The sequence below is a fragment of the Streptomyces silvae genome, assembly GCF_016745505.1.
GTDB lineage: Bacteria > Actinomycetota > Actinomycetes > Streptomycetales > Streptomycetaceae > Streptomyces > Streptomyces silvae.
Map to the genome: position 1 here is coordinate 1 of NZ_JAERUC010000095.1, position 15,444 is coordinate 15,444.

A 15,444-nucleotide genomic window follows, 5' to 3' on the forward strand; every position below is an offset into this window, starting at 1 on the left:
TTAATCAGCGGGTCCGGGGTTCGAGTCCCTGACGGCGCACGCAACAGCGAGGCCCCTTCACCGAGAGTGAAGGGGCCTCGCTCGCGTTCTCCCCGAGGGAGAGCGCCCCCGGAGCGCCTTTCGCCACCCCTGCGCGCCTCCTTCACGGTATTCCCTCAAATCGCACGTATGGCGGGTAAACAGCCTGTTTCGCCCTTGCGTTCACGCCGCGTATCGGACAACCTGACCTGGTGTCGTCCGGGGGTCCATGGGCCTCCCGGCCGGGGGAACGAGGATCGGCTTCCGCGCGGGGTGGGGACCCCGCCGGGCTTACGCACGGACAGAGTTCACGCAGCGTCGCTGCGTGCGGGGGGATGACCATGACGTCGACGCCGTCAGGCGACCGGCAGCACCACGACCCTGCCCACACGGTCCAGCTGCGGCTGCCTCCGCAGCCGCGGAGATCGAGACGGCAGACGAAGAAGGCCCTGCCGCGCTACGACTACGAGCACTACAGCCGGCTCGCCGGGCCTCTGACCCAGCCCGACCCCGACCGGCCGTACAGGGTGCGCTACCGCTCGCTCCTCTCCCAGGAGACCCACCGGATACGCGCGGCCCTGCTGCTGGGCGCCGCACCGCTGGTCTCGCTGGGCCTCTTCGTCTGGCTCATGCAGCCCGGACACTGGACCGAACGCGACCCGAACCTCAAGAACGACACGCTGCTCGTCCTCGACATCGTGATGCTGGTGTCGATCGGCCTCATCGAGCTCTTCCGCACGATGAACGTCCTCTCCAACGCGCACGCCACGCTGGTGGCCCGCGACCCCGTACCCGTCATACCGGAGAGCGGCACACGGGTCGCCTTCCTCACCTCCTTCGTCCCGGGCAAGGAGCCCCTGGAGATGGTGACGAAGACGCTGGAGGCCGCCGTCCGCATCCGCCACCGCGGGCAGATGCACGTCTGGCTGCTCGACGAGGGCGACGACCCCGCCGTGAAGGAGGTCTGCGCCCGGCTGGGCGTGCACCACTTCTCCCGTAAGGGCGTCGCCCACTGGAACCAGGCCAAGGGCCCGCACCGGGCGAAGACGAAGCACGGCAACTACAACGCCTGGCTCGACGCCCACGGCGACGCGTACGACTTCTTCGCCTCGGTCGACACCGACCATGTGCCGCTCCCCAACTACCTGGAGCGGATGCTCGGTTACTTCCGCGACCCGGACATCGGCTTCGTCATCGGCCCGCAGGTCTACGGCAACTACGACACCTTCGTCACGAAGGCCGCCGAGTCCCAGCAGTTCCTCTTCCACGCGCTGATCCAGCGCGCGGGCAACCGCTACGGCGCCCCGATGTTCGTCGGGACGAGCAATGCCGTACGGATCTCGGCCCTGAAGCAGATCGGCGGCCTCTACGACTCGATCACCGAGGACATGGCCACCGGCTTCGAGATCCACCGTCACCGCAACCCGCTCACGGGGAAGAAGTGGCGCTCGGTCTACACCCCGGACGTCCTGGCCGTCGGCGAGGGGCCGACCGCGTGGACCGACTTCTTCACCCAGCAGCTGCGCTGGTCCCGGGGCACGTACGAGACGATCCTCAAGCAGTACTGGAAGGGCTGGTTCTCCCTCCCGGCGGGCAAGCTCTTCAACTACACGATGATGATCATCTTCTATCCGATGTCGGCCATGAACTGGATCCTCGCCGCCCTGAGCTGCGCCCTGTTCCTCGGCATGGGCGCCTCCGGCGTCCAGATCGACCCGGTGATCTGGATGATGCTGTACGGCAACGCCTCGGCGCTCCAGATCGGCCTCTACGTCTGGAACCGCCGCCACAACGTCTCGCCGCACGAGCCCGAGGGCTCCGGCGGGCTCGCCGGCATGGTGATGTCCGCGCTCTCCGCGCCGATCTACGCCCGCTCCCTGATGGACGCGGTGCTGCGCCGCAAGAGCTCGTTCGTGGTGACGCCCAAGGGCGACTCCTCCAGCCCGGATACCCTCTTCGGCACCTTCCGGATCCACCTCTTCTTCATCCTGGTCTTCGGCGGTTCGATCGCCGCGTCCTTCGTCCTCGGGCACAGCCATCCGGCGATGCTGACGTGGGCCTGCCTGGCGCTGCTGATCACCGCCGCGCCGATCGTCGGCTGGCGGTACACGGTCCGCGCCGAGCGGAGGAAGCGGCGCGGCGGGCCGCCCGCACCGGCGCCCGAGCCCGCGCCGCAGCCCGAGCCCACCTGGGCGGGGAACGAAGACACCATGCAGATCGCCCTTGGGGGACGTAACCGATGAAGTACCGTCCGAGCCGCCGTACCCGCCGCCTGGCGATCGGTACGGCGGTGGTTCTGGCGCTCGCGGGGACGAACGGGCCGTGGCTCTACCGCTTCGGCACCGAGCGCTACCACGACTACGCCGTCAACCGGCCGGATTACAAGGCGGAGAACGGCCACTGGGACTTCCTCGACGTCCCCTCCGAGTTCCGGATCAACACGATCCACGCCGCCCTGCTCCACACCGGCAAGGTGCTGCTCGTCGCGGGCTCCGGGAACAACCAGAAGAACTTCGACGCGAAGAGCTTCCGTTCGGTGCTGTGGGACCCGGAGGAGAACACCTACAAGAACATCCCCACGCCGAAGGACATGTTCTGCGCGGGCCACACCCAACTGCCGGACGGGAAGCTCCTCATAGCCGGCGGCACCAAACGGTACGAGAAGCTGGAGGGCGACGTCACCAAGGCCGGCGGCCTGATGATCGTCCACAACGAGGACCCCGACAAGCCGATCACCCTGCCGGCGGGCACCCGCTTCACCGGGAAGGGCAACGGCAAGTCGTTCGTCTCCAAGGACCCGGTGCTCGTGGAGAAGGCCACGAAGGTCTTCGACAAGGAGACCGGCGCGTTCCTGAGGAACGAACCCGGGCTCGGCCGGATCTATGTCGAGGCGCAGAAGTCCGGGGCGAAGTACGAGACGGGCACCGAGGACAACTACCGGATCTCGGGGCTCTCCGGCTCCGACTCCCGCAACGTCTACGGCATCGCGCAGAAGCTCGCCCTCGACAAGAAGGACTTCCAGGGCATCAAGGAAGCCTACGAGTTCGACCCGGTGGCCGAGAAGTACATCAGCGTCGACCCGATGAACGAGGCCCGCTGGTATCCGACGCTCACCACCCTGGAGGACGGCAAGGTCCTCTCGCTGTCCGGGCTGGACGAGATCGGGCAGATCGTGCCGGGCAAGGACGAGATCTACGACCCGGAGACCAAGAAGTGGGAGTACACCGGCATCGTCCGGAAGTTCCCCACCTATCCCGCCGTCTTCCTGATGAACAACGGCAAGCTCTTCTACTCCGGCTCCAACGCGGGCTACGGGCCCGCCGACGTGGGCCGCGACCCGGGTGTCTGGGACCTGGAGTCCAACACCTTCGAGAAGATCCCCGGCCTCGGCGACCCGGACAAGATGGAGACCTCCGCGACCGTACGGCTGCCTCCCGCCCAGGACGAGAAGTACATGGTGATCGGCGGCGGCGGGGTCGGTGAGTCCGAGAAGTCCAGCGAGAAGTCACGGCTGGTCGACCTGACGAAGGACGACCCGCGCTTCACGGACGGCGCCAGCCTCTCCGAAGGCACCCGCTACCCGAGCGCGTCCCTCCTCCCGGACGACTCCCTGCTGGTCACCGGCGGCTCCAACGACTACCGGGGGCGGGGCGGTTCGGACGTCCTCCAGGCCCGGCTGTACGACGCGAAGTCCGACACGTACAAGCGGGTCGCCGACCCGGCGGTGGGCCGCAACTACCACTCGGGGTCCGTGCTCCTCCCCGACGGCCGGGTCATGATCTTCGGCTCCGACTCCCTGTACGCGGACCGGGCGAACACCCGGCCCGGAACGTTCGAGCAGCGCATCGAGATCTACACGCCGCCGTATCTGTACCGCGACGGACGTCCGGAGCTGACCGCGGGCCCCAAGCGCATCTCCCGGGGCGGCACGGGGCTGTTCACGACCCGGCACGCCTCGTCGATCACCTCGGCGAAGCTGATGCGTCCGAGCGCGGTCACCCATGTCACGGACACCGACCAGCGGTCGATCGCCCTGGACCTGAAGAAGTCCGACGACAGCATCACCGTGACGGTCCCGAAGAACCGGGCCCTGGTGCCGTCCGGCTGGTACATGCTCTTCGTCACCGACGCCGACGGCACACCGTCGGAGGGCATGTGGGTGGAGATCCCCTGACGGGGCCCTCCACCCCCGGGGCCGGCCCGCCTACTTCGTGGCGCGGGCCAGCCCCAGCGCGTACTCCGGCCACCAGTCGCCGGCCTTGGGCCCGCCCTTGCAGTCGCCGTCCGACTCGCCGGGGCGCTTGATCCAGAGGTAGGCGTCCACCAGTTCGTCGCCCGTCTCCGTCGTCGGGGGCTCGCCGAGGGCGCGGCCCGGCGGATTGCACCAGTTCTCCGCGGGGTCGCCCCCGTCGTACGGGCCGTTGCCGTTACGGCTGGTGTCGATCACGAAGGGCTTGCCGCCCACCTTCGCCGACAGCTGCTTGCCGAACTCCGTGCTGGCGGCGGTCGTCTGGAAATTGGACACGTTCACCGCGAAGCCGTCCGCCGCCGCGATCCCGGCCCGTTGCAGAGGCTCGAACAGGGCGTCGGGCGACTGCCATCCCGCGTTGCCGGCGTCCACGTACACCGTGGTGGCCGGCTGCTGCTTCAGGCGCTCGACCGCGCCCTTCAGCAGGTCGTACCGCTCCTCGTGGAACTTCTGCGGGGTGCACCCGTCGGCCAGGTGCAGCAGGGCGTCGGGCTCCAGGATCACCGTGGCCCGGCGGTCGCCGATGCCCTTCGCGACGCCGTCCAGCCAGGTGCGGTACGCGTCGCCGTCGGCCGCCCCGCCCTTCGAGAACTGGCCGCAGTCCCGGTGCGGGATGTTGTAGAGGACGAGCAGCGCGTCCCGGTCGGCCTTCTCGGCCGCCTCGGTGAAGCCCTCGGCCGCCCCCTGCGGATCGTCCGGGCCGACCCACTCCCCCACGGGCTGCTCCGCGATCTTCCGGATCAGCGCGGCGTTCCCCTTCTCGCCGTCCTTCTCGTACGACGCGACCTGCCGTGCGGCGTTCCCGTCGGGGTTGACCCAGTACGGATCGTCGCCCTCGGGCTGCTGATCGATCGCGGCCGGCGCGTCCTTGCCCCCGTCGTCGCCGCCGGACGAGGAACACCCGGCCAGCAGCAGCACCGCGGCCGCACCGGCCGCCGCACCCGCCTTCAGTCCGGTGTAACTGCCGTACATCCACTCCCCCTTGTACTGATGTACTGCCGGTCGAATCCATCCTGGCACAGCGTCCGGGACCCCGGTCGCCCCCGCCCGGATCCGGACATCCTGCCGAAAACTCTCCGACGGCCGCGCGCTCGCGGCCTACAGTGACATGTCGGTCCGACCCTGTGAACGACCCGACCTCCCGCGACGTGCCCGGGTCACTCCCGCGGCCTGGACACCGCGGTGGAGGACCGGCCCGGCCGGCGACTCCGAGAGGGAGCGGCGCCGGCCGGGCCAGGTTGTGCCGCGGCTGCGTCAGGAGCGGCTGCTCACCGCGCTCTGCGCCCCCGCCTTCCCGGTCTCCTTCTCCGCAGTCCTCTCCGCCGCCTTCTCACCCGTCAGGTACGCGGAGACGACGACGTTGGCCGTGTACGTATGGGACGTGTGGTCGTACGTGCCGCCGCAGGTGATCAGCCGGAGCTCTGCCCGGCCGTCCTCGCGGGGTCCGTACGCCTTCTGCGCGTCGAAGCGTGCCCGGGTGAAGACCTGGACGTCGTCGATGGTGAACTCGGCCACCTTCCCGTCGTCCCTGCTCACCCGGATCTTCTCGCCCGGCCTCGCGGTGCTGAGCCCGTAGAAGACGGCGGGCTCGGTCTCGGTGTCCACATGGCCGACGAAGAGCGCGGCGCCCTCCGTGCCGGGCTCGGTGCCCTCGCCGTACCAGCCGACGGCTCCCGGCGTCGCGAACGGCGGGGGTTCGATCGCCCCCTCGTCGTCCAGTCCGCGCCGTACGACGGTGGCGTCGATCCCGATGGAGGGGATCTCGACGCGCTGCGGTGCGGCGCCGTCCAGCGGATCGTGGGCCGGGGGCAGCGGTGCGCCCAGCGGGCGGCCGACCGCCGCCACGTCGCCGGTCGTGGGGGCCGAGTTGCCCGCGGTGGCCGCGCGGCCCCACAGCCACAGTCCCAGCAGGAGTACGGCCCATGCGACGCCGGTCAGCAGGCGTCCGGTTCCCGCCGGGCGGTCAGGGGCGGACATGTCAGTGCTGCGCCGGGCGGCGGCGTCGCGCGCTGCGGAACGCGACGGCGACGGCCGCGACGGCGCCCAGTCCGAGGCCGATCACCGCGTGCCGGGTGCCGGGGCCCTCGTCGGCGGCCTCCTCGGCGAGCGCCGCGGTGCCTCCGCCGCCGGCCCGTACGGGGGCGACGGGCGAGGGACGGCTGTGATGGACGACGGTGACCGTGCCGGTGGCCTTGCCGTGGCCGTCCTTGCAGGTCACCCAGACCTCGTAGTCGTCGGGGGCGGCGTCGGAGCGGATCCGGGCCTCGGCGACGAGACCCTTGCCGTCGGCCGGCTCGAAGCGCGCCTCGGACGCGAAGGCCTCGGAGTTGCCCCGGGCCGACCTGCCCTTGCCGCAGGCCTCGGTCCGGAGTTCCACCTCCCCGCCGGGGGAGACACGGGACGGGCTGACCGACACCGTGCCGGATCGGTCGTCGCTCGCGGTGGCGGCCAGTGCCGCGGACGCGGGAAGGGATATCGCACCGGCCGCGATCGCGGCACAGAACGTGAGGGGCAGTGAACGCATCGTAAACCTCCTGAGGGAAGGTTCACGCGTGGGGCGGCACCCCGCATCCGCTGTAGCCCGGTCGGGTTACGGCAGGGGGAGGTCGACCAGGTCGACGAGGTCCGCGATCGAGTCGACGACCGTGGAGGGCCGGAAGGGGTACCGGTCCATGTCGGTCTCCGTGGTCAGCCCGGTGAGGACCAGGAACGTCTGCATCCCCGCCTCCAGGCCGGCGAGCACGTCGGTGTCCATCCGGTCGCCGATCATGGCGGAGGTCTCGGAGTGGGCGCCGATGGCGTTGAGCCCGGTCCGCATCATCAGCGGGTTGGGCTTGCCCGCGAAGTAGGGCGCCTTGCCGGTGGCCTTGGTGATCAGCGCGGCGACCGAGCCGGTCGCGGGCAGCGGGCCCTCGGCGGACGGGCCGGTCTCGTCGGGGTTGGTGCAGATGAAGCGGGCGCCGCCGTTGATCAGGCGGATCGCCTTGGTGAGGGCCTCGAAGCTGTACGTCCGGGTCTCCCCCAGGACGACGTAGTCGGGCTCGTGGTCGGTGAGGACGTAGCCGATGTCGTGCAGCGCCGTGGTGAGCCCGGCCTCGCCGATGACGTACGCCGTGCCGCGCGGCCGCTGGTCGTCGAGGAACTGGGCGGTGGCCAGGGCGGAGGTCCAGATGTTCTCCACGGGCACGTCCAGGCCCATGCGCTTGAGGCGCGCGTGCAGGTCACGGGCGGTGTAGATGGAGTTGTTGGTGAGGACCAGGAACGGCAGTCCGGAATCCCGCAGCCGCTTGATGAAGGCGTCGGCACCGGGGATCGGCGTGCCCTCGTGGATGAGGACACCGTCCATGTCGGTCAGCCAGGACTCGATCGGCTTGCGCTCTGCCATGTGACGGGCTCCTGCCGTACGTACTGTGCACCGGGGTGCTGGACGCCGGCGGCACCGCGCTGTGCAGCGCCGACGTCCCGATATTAGGCCGCCCCGTGCGCCGTACGGAACCGGTTGATCACCGCGGACCCGTGCCCCGGTCAGCGGCGGCCGGTGCGCAGGCGCCTGGCGTACGTCATGGCGACGGCCCCGGCGAGGACGAGCGCCCCGGAGACGAGGCCGGCCCGGAGCGCGCGGGCCTGGCCGGTGCGGGCGAGTTCGGGCACGGTGTTGCCCTCGGCGTCCATGGTGCTTCCGGTGTCCTCGGGCGCGTCGAGGCCGCCCTCGACGATGACGAAGGGGTAGGCGGCCGACTCGCCCACCCAGTCCCCGTCGGAGGCCTTGCCCGCCTGCTCGGCCTGGTCCTGGGCGCTGCGGCGCTGGACGATGGCGGCGTGGGCGGTGACCTTGCCGGGCCGGGTGTCGGAGGTGAACGCCATCCGGACCTCGACCGTGACCGTCTTCTTCGCGGGCACGGTGAAGCCGGGGAAGTCGTCGCCCTGCTCCCCGCTGCCGAAGACCCCGATCTGCTCGTCGCGGTCGGTGGACTCCCAGCTCACGCGGTGCTCCTCGTCGGGGTGGGCCCGCTCGGTGAACTCCAGCTGGATCTGCTCGGCCGTCAGCGTCCGGTCCTCGTCGGTGAGCACCAGGACGGGGTGGATGGAGCGGCACGGCTCGGAGGTGGTGTTGGTGAGGTCGAGGTACCAGGTCCCGTAGCCGCCGCCGGAGGCGTAGGTGTCGGGGCCGCCGTGGATCCGGGTCTCGATGGGGAAGTCCTCGGCGTCCGGGTCACCGCAGACGGGGAGCGCCTCGCCGGCGACGGCCACGGTGCCCGCCGGGGCGGTGACGGGGATGGCGATGGCCGCGGGGACGCCGAGGAGGCCGGCCGGGACGACCAGTCCTGCGGCCAGTCCGAGGCGGGTCAGGGCACGGCCGTCGCGCAGCCGTGCGGGGGGTCGGGTCGGCATGGGGGGTCACCCTTCGCTGCTCGCGAACGACCGGGGCGGAGGGCCTCCGGCCGTTGCGGCGGTGCCCTCGTGTGCCGGTCGGTCTCAGTCCGTGACGCTGCCACGCGTGCGCGAGGGGCCGCCACCTGCCGGCGGCGTACACCGCCCGTTCGGGGGCCGGAATCCGCCCGATCGGCTGCGCCCCGTGGCGCGCGGGCGGGATTCCGGTGGGCCGGTCGGTGGCGGCCGGGTGACCCCCGGCCCGCGTTCGCACCGTGCGGTCAGGTGACGTGCGGCCCGCGTTCGCGCCGCGCGACCCGGTAGCGCCCTCAGCCCCGTTCGCCGCCGTCCTCGCCGGCCCGGCCGAAGAGCGGGGCGAGGACCAGCTGGGCCGCTCCTTCGGCGACCGGGCGGTCGCCGCCCCCGGCCACGGTGACCGGTACGGACGCGGTGACGCCCTCCCGCCGCGCGCGCTCCTCGATGACCGCGCGGACCCCGCGCACATAGGCGTCCTCGTGGGCGGCGACCGTACGCCCGCCGAGGACGACCCGGTCGATGTCGAGCAGCCCGACGAGGTTGGCGGCGCCCGCGCCCAGGACCCTGGCCGCCTCGGCGACGTCACCGCGGCCGGCGGCGGCCAGGCAGAGCGCCTCGATGCAGCCGCGCCCTCCGCAGTGGCACGGGGGGCCGTCCAGCTGGAGGGTCTGGTGGCCGAACTCCCCGGCGCCGGTACGGGCGCCCCGGTGCAGCGCGCCTCCCAGGACGAGACCGGCGCCGAGGCCGGTGCCCAGGTGGAGGTAGGCGAAGTCGGCCTCGGTGCGTTCGCGCAGGGCGAGGCCGAGGGCGGCGGCGTTGGTGTCCTTGTCGACGACGACGGGCAGCCCGGTGTGCTCGGCGAGGGCGTCGCGCAGCGGGTAGCCGTCCCACCGGGGGAAGCCGGTGACCCGGTGCAGCACCCCGCTGCGGTGGTCCAGCGGGCCGGGCAGGGCGGCGCCCACGCCGAAGACCGGCCGGTCCTCCGTCCGGCGGCCCTCTGCCCGTACCGTCTGCACCGCGTGGGCGGCCGTGGCGAGCACGTCGGCTGCGGGTGCTCCGAGGTCCAGCGGGAAGGTGCGGGTGGCGACCGTGGTGCCGGCGAGGTCGGCCAGGACGGCGGTGAGTTCGTCGCGGTCCAGGTGGAGCCCGACGGCGTATCCGGCGTCCGGGACCAGCCGCAGGACGGTGCGGGGCTTGCCGCCCGTGGAGGCGAGCCGGCCGGCTTCGGCGGCGAGGCCCTCCGCGCGCAGCCTGGCGGTGATCTTGCTGACGGCCTGCGGGGTGAGCCCGGTGCGCTCGGCGAGCTCCAGCCGGCTGATGCCCTGCTCACCGGCGACGCGCAGCAGGTCGAGGACGAGCGACGCGTTGTGGTGGCGCAGGGCCGGCAGGTTGGCCCCGCCGCTCATGCTGTTGCTCCTGTTCACCACCCCATTGTCTCCATCGCTTGCACTTTGGCAACAGCGTTGCTTAAGTGGTTTGCATGACTGCCAACGCTCCACTCCGCGTCGGGCTCGTCGGCTACGGCCTGGCGGGTTCCGTCTTCCACGCCCCGCTGGTCTCAGCGACCGAGGGCCTTGTCCTCGACACGGTCGTCACGTCGAACGAGGAGCGGCAGGCCCAGGCCCGCGCCGAGTTCCCCGGCGTGCGGTGCGTGGCCTCGCCCGACGAGCTGTGGACACGGGCGGACGAGCTGGACCTGATCGTGATCGCCTCCCCGAACAAGACCCATGTCCCGCTGGCGAGGGCGGCCCTGGAGGCGGGGCTTCCGGTGGTCGTGGACAAGCCGCTCGCCGGCACGGCCGCCGAGGCCCGTGAGCTGGCCACGCTGGCGACCGAGCGGGGACTGCTCCTCTCGGTCTTCCAGAACCGCCGCTGGGACAACGACTTCCTCACGCTGGCCGGCCTGATCGAGGACGGTGAGCTCGGTGAGGTGCAGCGCTTCGAGTCCCGCTTCGAGCGGTGGCGTCCGCAGCTGAAGGGCGGCTGGCGCGAGTCGGGCGACCCCGAGGAGATCGGCGGGCTGCTGTACGACCTGGGCAGCCATGTCGTCGACCAGGCTCTCACCCTGTTCGGGCCCGCGGTGCAGGTGTACGCGGAGTCCGACGTACGCCGTCCGGGCGCGGCGGCCGACGACGACACCTTCATCGCGATCACGCACGCCGGCGGGGTGCGCTCGCACCTGTACGTGAGCGCCACGACGGCGCAGCTCGGCCCGCGCTTCCGGGTGCTCGGCTCGAAGGCGGGCTATGTGAAGTACGGCCTCGACCCGCAGGAGGCCGCCCTGCGCGAGGGCCTGCGTCCGGCGGCCGGCACGCCGTGGGGCGAGGAGCCGGAGGAGCTGTGGGGCCGGGTCGGTTCCGGCGAGTCCCCGCTGACCGGCGGCGGCGACCCGGTCCGTACGCGGCCGGGCGACTATCCCGCGTACTACGCCGCCGTGGCCGACGCCCTGCGCGGCCGGGGCGAGAACCCGGTGACGGCGTGGCAGGCCGCCGCAGCGCTGGACGTCCTGGAGGCGGCACGGCGCTCGGCCCGCGAGGGCGTGTCCGTGACCCTCCTCCCCCACCACGACCTCGACCACGACGACAAGGAGAAGCGCGCATGAGCCCCAGTGCTCCGACCATCTCCGAGCTGATCGCGCAGGAGCGACGGCTGACGCTGCCGCACTTCGGCTACGACGACGCGTACGCGCTGGGCGGGCTGCTGGTCACCCTGGCCCGTGAGCGGCACGCCCCGGTCGCGATCGACATCCGGCGCGGCGGCCAGCAGCTGTTCCACGCCGCGCTGCCGGGTTCGAGCGCGGACAACGACGCCTGGATCGACCGTAAGCGCCGGGTGGTGGAGCGGTACGGCGAGAGCTCCTACCTGGTCGGTACGCGGTTCCGGGCGAAGGGCACCACGTTCGAGGAGTCCTCGCGGCTGGACCTGGACACGTACGCGGCGCACGGCGGCTCGTTCCCGATCGCCGTGGAGGGTGCGGGCGTGATCGGCTCGGTCACCGTGTCGGGCCTGCCCCAGGCCGAGGACCACGCGCTGGTGGTGGAGGCCCTGGAGCGGTTCACGACCCGCCCCCAGGCCTGACGGCGGCAGGGGGGGCCCGCCGGGTGCTCCCGGTGGCCCGCCCCCCTGCGCTCCTATGCGTCCTTGAGCTCCTGGCGCTGGCGCCCGAGGCCTTCGACCTCCAGCTCCACGACGTCCCCGGCGCGGAGGTACGGCTTCGGTTCGGGGCGGCCCATGGCGACGCCCGCCGGGGTGCCGGTGTTGATGACATCGCCCGGGTAGAGCGTCATGAAGTGGCTCAGATAGCGCACGACCTCGCCGACCGGGAAGATCTGCTCGGCCGTGGTGCCGTCCTGCTTCAGCTCCCCGTTGACCCAGAGCCTCAGCGGCAGCGCCTGCGGGTCGGGCACCTCGTCCGCGGTGACGAGCCAGGGGCCCAGCGGGTTGAACGTCTCGCAGTTCTTGCCCTTGTCCCAGGTGCCGCCGCGCTCGATCTGGAACTCGCGCTCGGAGACGTCGTGCGAGGTCGCGTATCCGGCGACGTGTCCGAGCGCCTCCTCGGCGGAGTCCAGATAGCGCGCGGTGCGGCCGATGACGACGGCGAGCTCGACCTCCCAGTCGGTCTTCCGGCTGCGGCGCGGCACCAGCACCGTGTCCTCGGGGCCGACGACGGTGTCGGGGGCCTTGAAGAACAGGATCGGCTCCTCCGGGATCGCCGCCCCGGTCTCGGCCGCGTGGTCGTGGTAGTTCAGCCCGATGCACACGATCTTGCCGATCCGCCCGAGCGGCGGCCCGATCCGCAGCCCGTCCGCGGCCAGCGGAGGCAGGACGTCGGGCGTCTGCGCCGCCTCCCGGACGCGCGCCAGTGCCGAGGCGTCGGCGAGCAGCTCGCCGTCGATGTCGGCGACGAGGCCCGAAAGGTCACGCAAAGTGCCGTTCCGGTCCAGCAGCGCGGGGCGCTCGGAGCCTGCCGTACCCACTCGAAGAAGCTTCAACGGTCCATCTCCCCTTGGTCGAGATCGAGCCCGTCGGTGGGTTGCGGCCAGCGAAAGGCTCGGTCGATCCTCCAAGACATCCGATCACTCCGCAAGACCCTGTTCACACCCTGGACCGTGACCGGCCCGCACCGATTGGGCCCTGGTATAGGCCTGCGGACCCTGGAAGTGGGCCCCCGTCACGCCGTTATGGTGCGATCCCGGCGAACGTACGGCCCGGGACCGGGACGAGCCACGACGAGGTGACGCGTGAAGCACAGCGACCGGACAGCCCGCGGCGTACGTAGCAGTGCAGGGCAGGTGTCGATCGAGCACCTGGGCGTGGTGGGGGTCGTCGCCCTCGTGGTGACCGCGCTGCTCGCCGTCGGCATCGGCGGCGACATCGCCACCTCCACCTCCCAGCAGATCTGCCGGGTGGTGAAGATGGGAGAGGGGAGTGACGGCTCCGAATGCGTCGATGACAACGATGTCAGCACCTCCGGCGGCGCCTCCCCCGACGGCGAACAGGGCGAGCCCACGGACACGGACCCCGCCACCGACTCCGACTCCGGTGGGGACGACATCGCCACCGCCTCCGACGGCGCATCGGCCGGCACCTCCGACAGCCATGACGGGAACGCGCTCCCCAGCCTGTGCTTCGAACCCCGGGAGCGGGTATCGACCTCGGACGCCCAGGGGAAGCTCCTGACGGAGGACGGTCTCGACCAGCTCGGGCGCGGTGAGCTCGCCGGGGTCGGCGCCGTCGCGGCGATCAACTGGTCGTTCGACTACCTGGTCGACTTCATCGTGACGAAGATCGACAACGAGAAGAACAAGGAGAAGCGGGTCAAGGCGGCGCTCGACGACCTGGCCTACTGCCTTCCCGACTACAACATCGTCATCGCCCAGCCGCACGAGGGAAATCTGCAGCAGATGGACGGCGCCGCGATGATCGAGACCGTGGAGATCAGCGGCACGACCTATCGGGTCTACGCGTTCAGGACCGGGAAGTTCACCTGGGCGGACGATGCCGACCTCGGCTGGAAGAACCGGGGCTTCCACGGCTATTACGACATCAGCGACGACCGCCGTACGGTCACGTTCAACGAGCCTCCCCGGCCCAAGCGCAAGGAGGGCTGGAAGCCCGGCGACGAGGGCTGCCAGATCGAGGGGGCGGAGCTCCCCGACCGCAGCCGCTACTACAACACGTACTCGCCCCTGGACTCGGACGCCTCCACCCAGGCGGTGCGGATGCTGGTGAACGACATGCGGCGCTGCTTCCCGGACTACAACGTGGTCGCGATGCACTCGGAGCAGAAGTCGCACTGGGTCGACGAGCCGGAGACCCTCGTCCACGAGGGCAGGTACCGGCTGAATTCCCCCGAATTCCACGAGGACGAGGAAGGCGACGACATCGCCTCGGGGCGGGCCGTCTTCGATGTGTACGTCTTCGACAAGGGCACGTTCAGCAACGACGGCGACGGCGGTTACATCAACTGGGCCCTGTACGGCGATGTCACCCGTGACGGGATGAAGGCGGCCTTCGAGCAGCCGGAGCCCGCCGATCTGGACGCCGATTCCATCTCCAACGGCACGGAATCGGTCAATTTCAACGACGGGGCACCGAAATACACGGACGGCGGCCCGTATCCCGGCACCGACTATTCCGGAAAGGTGCCGAAGGACAAGGCCGAGCTGATGCATTCGCTGCTCGACGAATACAGCCGCAGTTTCCCCGACAGGAACATCTTCACGGCCAAGTCCTTCAACGAGCTCTCCTTCTCCGGGGTGTCCGGCCTGGAGCACCTGGCGGTGGTGGACGGCGTCGACGTGTTCGCCGTCGACGACGGGACCATCGCCAACAACGGTGACGGCGGCTGGAAGAACTGGGGCTTCACCGGCGACTTCACGTACGACGCGGACAAGAAGAAGGTCACCTTCAACGGCCGGTGAAGGCCCCGGGCTCCCCGGCGGCCCTACGGGGCGGCGGCCAGGGCGGGCTCGGCGGCGGGGGCCGTCTCCCGGTAGAGGTAGGCACGCTCGACGGCGGTCCAGGTGGTGCTGGTGATGATGTAGAGCGCGGCGGCGAGCGGCACGTAGGCGACGGAGACGAGGGTCAGGAAGGACATCAGCGGCATGACCTTCGTCATCGCGCCCATGCCGGGCACGGGCTGTCCGTCCGGGCCGGTGGCCGGGGTCATCGGGTTCGCGGCCAACTGGCGCTTGGTGCGTCCGTAGTTGAAGGTGGCGACGGCCGCGACGATCGCGAAGAGCGCGAGGTAGACCAGCCCCTGCTGGCCGAGGACCCCGCCGTCGGCGAGCGCGTTGTGCCAGCGTTCGCCGAGCGGGGCTCCGAAGAGCTCGTGGCCGAGGAGCGAGTTGGGGTCGCCGCCGATCTCCTGGCTGGAGAAGAGGTGGTAGAGCAGGAAGAAGGCCGGCATCTGGAGCAGGCTGGGCAGGCAGCCGGAGAGGGGCGAGACCTTCTCCTTCGCATGGAGCTCCATGAGCGCCTTCTGCATCCGGTCGGGGTTCTTGGCGTGCTTCTTGCGCAGTTCGGCGATCTGCGGCTGGAGCTTGGTGCGGGCCTTCTGCCCGCGCGCCGCCGCCCGTGAGAGGGGGTGGACGGCGAGCCGTACGAGCGCGGTGAACAGGACGATCGCGGCGGCGGTGGAAGCGCCCTGGAAGAGGGGCTGGAGCAGATCGGCGAACGCGCCGACCAGGCTCGCGAAAGCGGACATGAACGCGGACATGGATGAGCCCTCCGGGGGTCTCGTCGTGCTGGGGAGTGGGACCGGTCGG

At 71.0% G+C, this 15,444-nt stretch carries 13 protein-coding genes; 5 read left to right on the forward strand and 8 right to left on the reverse strand.

Going from position 1 to position 15,444, the window contains the following annotated elements:
• Positions 1 to 359 precede the first annotated feature (359 nt).
• Both JKV81_RS14610 and glxA read left to right on the forward strand, forming a co-directional pair.
• Positions 360 to 2,261 (forward strand): glycosyltransferase family 2 protein, encoded by a 1,902-nt coding sequence (locus JKV81_RS14610; protein ID WP_202076305.1) that lies wholly within the window; start codon positions 360 to 362, stop codon positions 2,259 to 2,261.
• Positions 2,258 to 4,192: a radical copper oxidase GlxA gene (gene glxA / locus JKV81_RS14615; RefSeq protein WP_202076306.1), complete on the forward strand. Its 1,935-nt coding sequence runs from the start codon at positions 2,258 to 2,260 to the stop codon at positions 4,190 to 4,192. The genes JKV81_RS14610 and glxA overlap by 4 nt, the downstream gene beginning before the upstream one ends.
• Before the next feature lie 30 nt (positions 4,193 to 4,222).
• Here the strand turns inward: glxA and JKV81_RS14620 are convergent, their stop codons facing one another.
• The 6 genes from JKV81_RS14620 to JKV81_RS14645 form a co-directional block, all read right to left on the reverse strand.
• Entirely contained in the window at positions 4,223 to 5,239 is a 1,017-nt protein-coding gene (locus tag JKV81_RS14620; protein ID WP_202076307.1) for a glycoside hydrolase family 6 protein, read from the reverse strand.
• A gap of 282 nt (positions 5,240 to 5,521) precedes the next feature.
• Positions 5,522 to 6,244, reverse strand: coding sequence for a class F sortase (locus JKV81_RS14625; RefSeq protein ID WP_202076308.1), 723 nt, complete (start codon positions 6,242 to 6,244; stop codon positions 5,522 to 5,524).
• 1 nt (position 6,245) lies between these two features.
• Positions 6,246 to 6,791 carry a hypothetical protein gene (locus tag JKV81_RS14630; protein WP_129263314.1) on the reverse strand — a complete coding sequence of 182 codons (546 nt, stop codon included), beginning with the start codon at positions 6,789 to 6,791 and terminating at the stop codon, positions 6,246 to 6,248.
• Positions 6,792 to 6,857: 66 nt separating this feature from the next.
• Complete coding sequence (locus JKV81_RS14635) at positions 6,858 to 7,652, reverse strand: HAD-IIA family hydrolase (RefSeq protein WP_099172790.1); 795 nt, start codon at positions 7,650 to 7,652, stop codon at positions 6,858 to 6,860.
• Between the two features lie 140 nt (positions 7,653 to 7,792).
• Entirely contained in the window at positions 7,793 to 8,659 is an 867-nt protein-coding gene (locus JKV81_RS14640; protein ID WP_202076309.1) for a hypothetical protein, read from the reverse strand.
• Between the two features lie 308 nt (positions 8,660 to 8,967).
• Positions 8,968 to 10,080: an ROK family transcriptional regulator gene (locus tag JKV81_RS14645; protein ID WP_164992680.1), complete on the reverse strand. Its 1,113-nt coding sequence runs from the start codon at positions 10,078 to 10,080 to the stop codon at positions 8,968 to 8,970.
• A 74-nt stretch (positions 10,081 to 10,154) separates the two neighbouring features.
• Between JKV81_RS14645 and JKV81_RS14650 the strand changes: the two genes are divergently transcribed.
• Positions 10,155 to 11,276, forward strand: coding sequence for a Gfo/Idh/MocA family oxidoreductase (locus JKV81_RS14650; protein ID WP_129263321.1), 1,122 nt, complete (start codon positions 10,155 to 10,157; stop codon positions 11,274 to 11,276).
• Complete coding sequence (locus JKV81_RS14655) at positions 11,273 to 11,752, forward strand: heme-degrading domain-containing protein (protein WP_099172794.1); 480 nt, start codon at positions 11,273 to 11,275, stop codon at positions 11,750 to 11,752. Before JKV81_RS14650 ends, JKV81_RS14655 begins: the two co-directional genes overlap by 4 nt.
• Positions 11,753 to 11,805: 53 nt before the next feature.
• On the opposite strand, the gene JKV81_RS14660 is transcribed toward JKV81_RS14655, so the two are convergent.
• Complete coding sequence (locus tag JKV81_RS14660) at positions 11,806 to 12,666, reverse strand: fumarylacetoacetate hydrolase family protein (protein WP_147984987.1); 861 nt, start codon at positions 12,664 to 12,666, stop codon at positions 11,806 to 11,808.
• Between the two features lie 300 nt (positions 12,667 to 12,966).
• Between JKV81_RS14660 and JKV81_RS14665 the strand changes: the two genes are divergently transcribed.
• Entirely contained in the window at positions 12,967 to 14,598 is a 1,632-nt protein-coding gene (locus JKV81_RS14665) for a hypothetical protein (protein WP_202076311.1), read from the forward strand.
• Positions 14,599 to 14,621: 23 nt separating this feature from the next.
• Here the strand turns inward: JKV81_RS14665 and JKV81_RS14670 are convergent, their stop codons facing one another.
• The gene (locus tag JKV81_RS14670; RefSeq protein ID WP_202076312.1) at positions 14,622 to 15,395 is read right to left on the reverse strand and encodes a YidC/Oxa1 family membrane protein insertase; all 774 of its coding nucleotides are present in this window, start codon (positions 15,393 to 15,395) and stop codon (positions 14,622 to 14,624) included.
• Positions 15,396 to 15,444 lie beyond the last annotated feature (49 nt).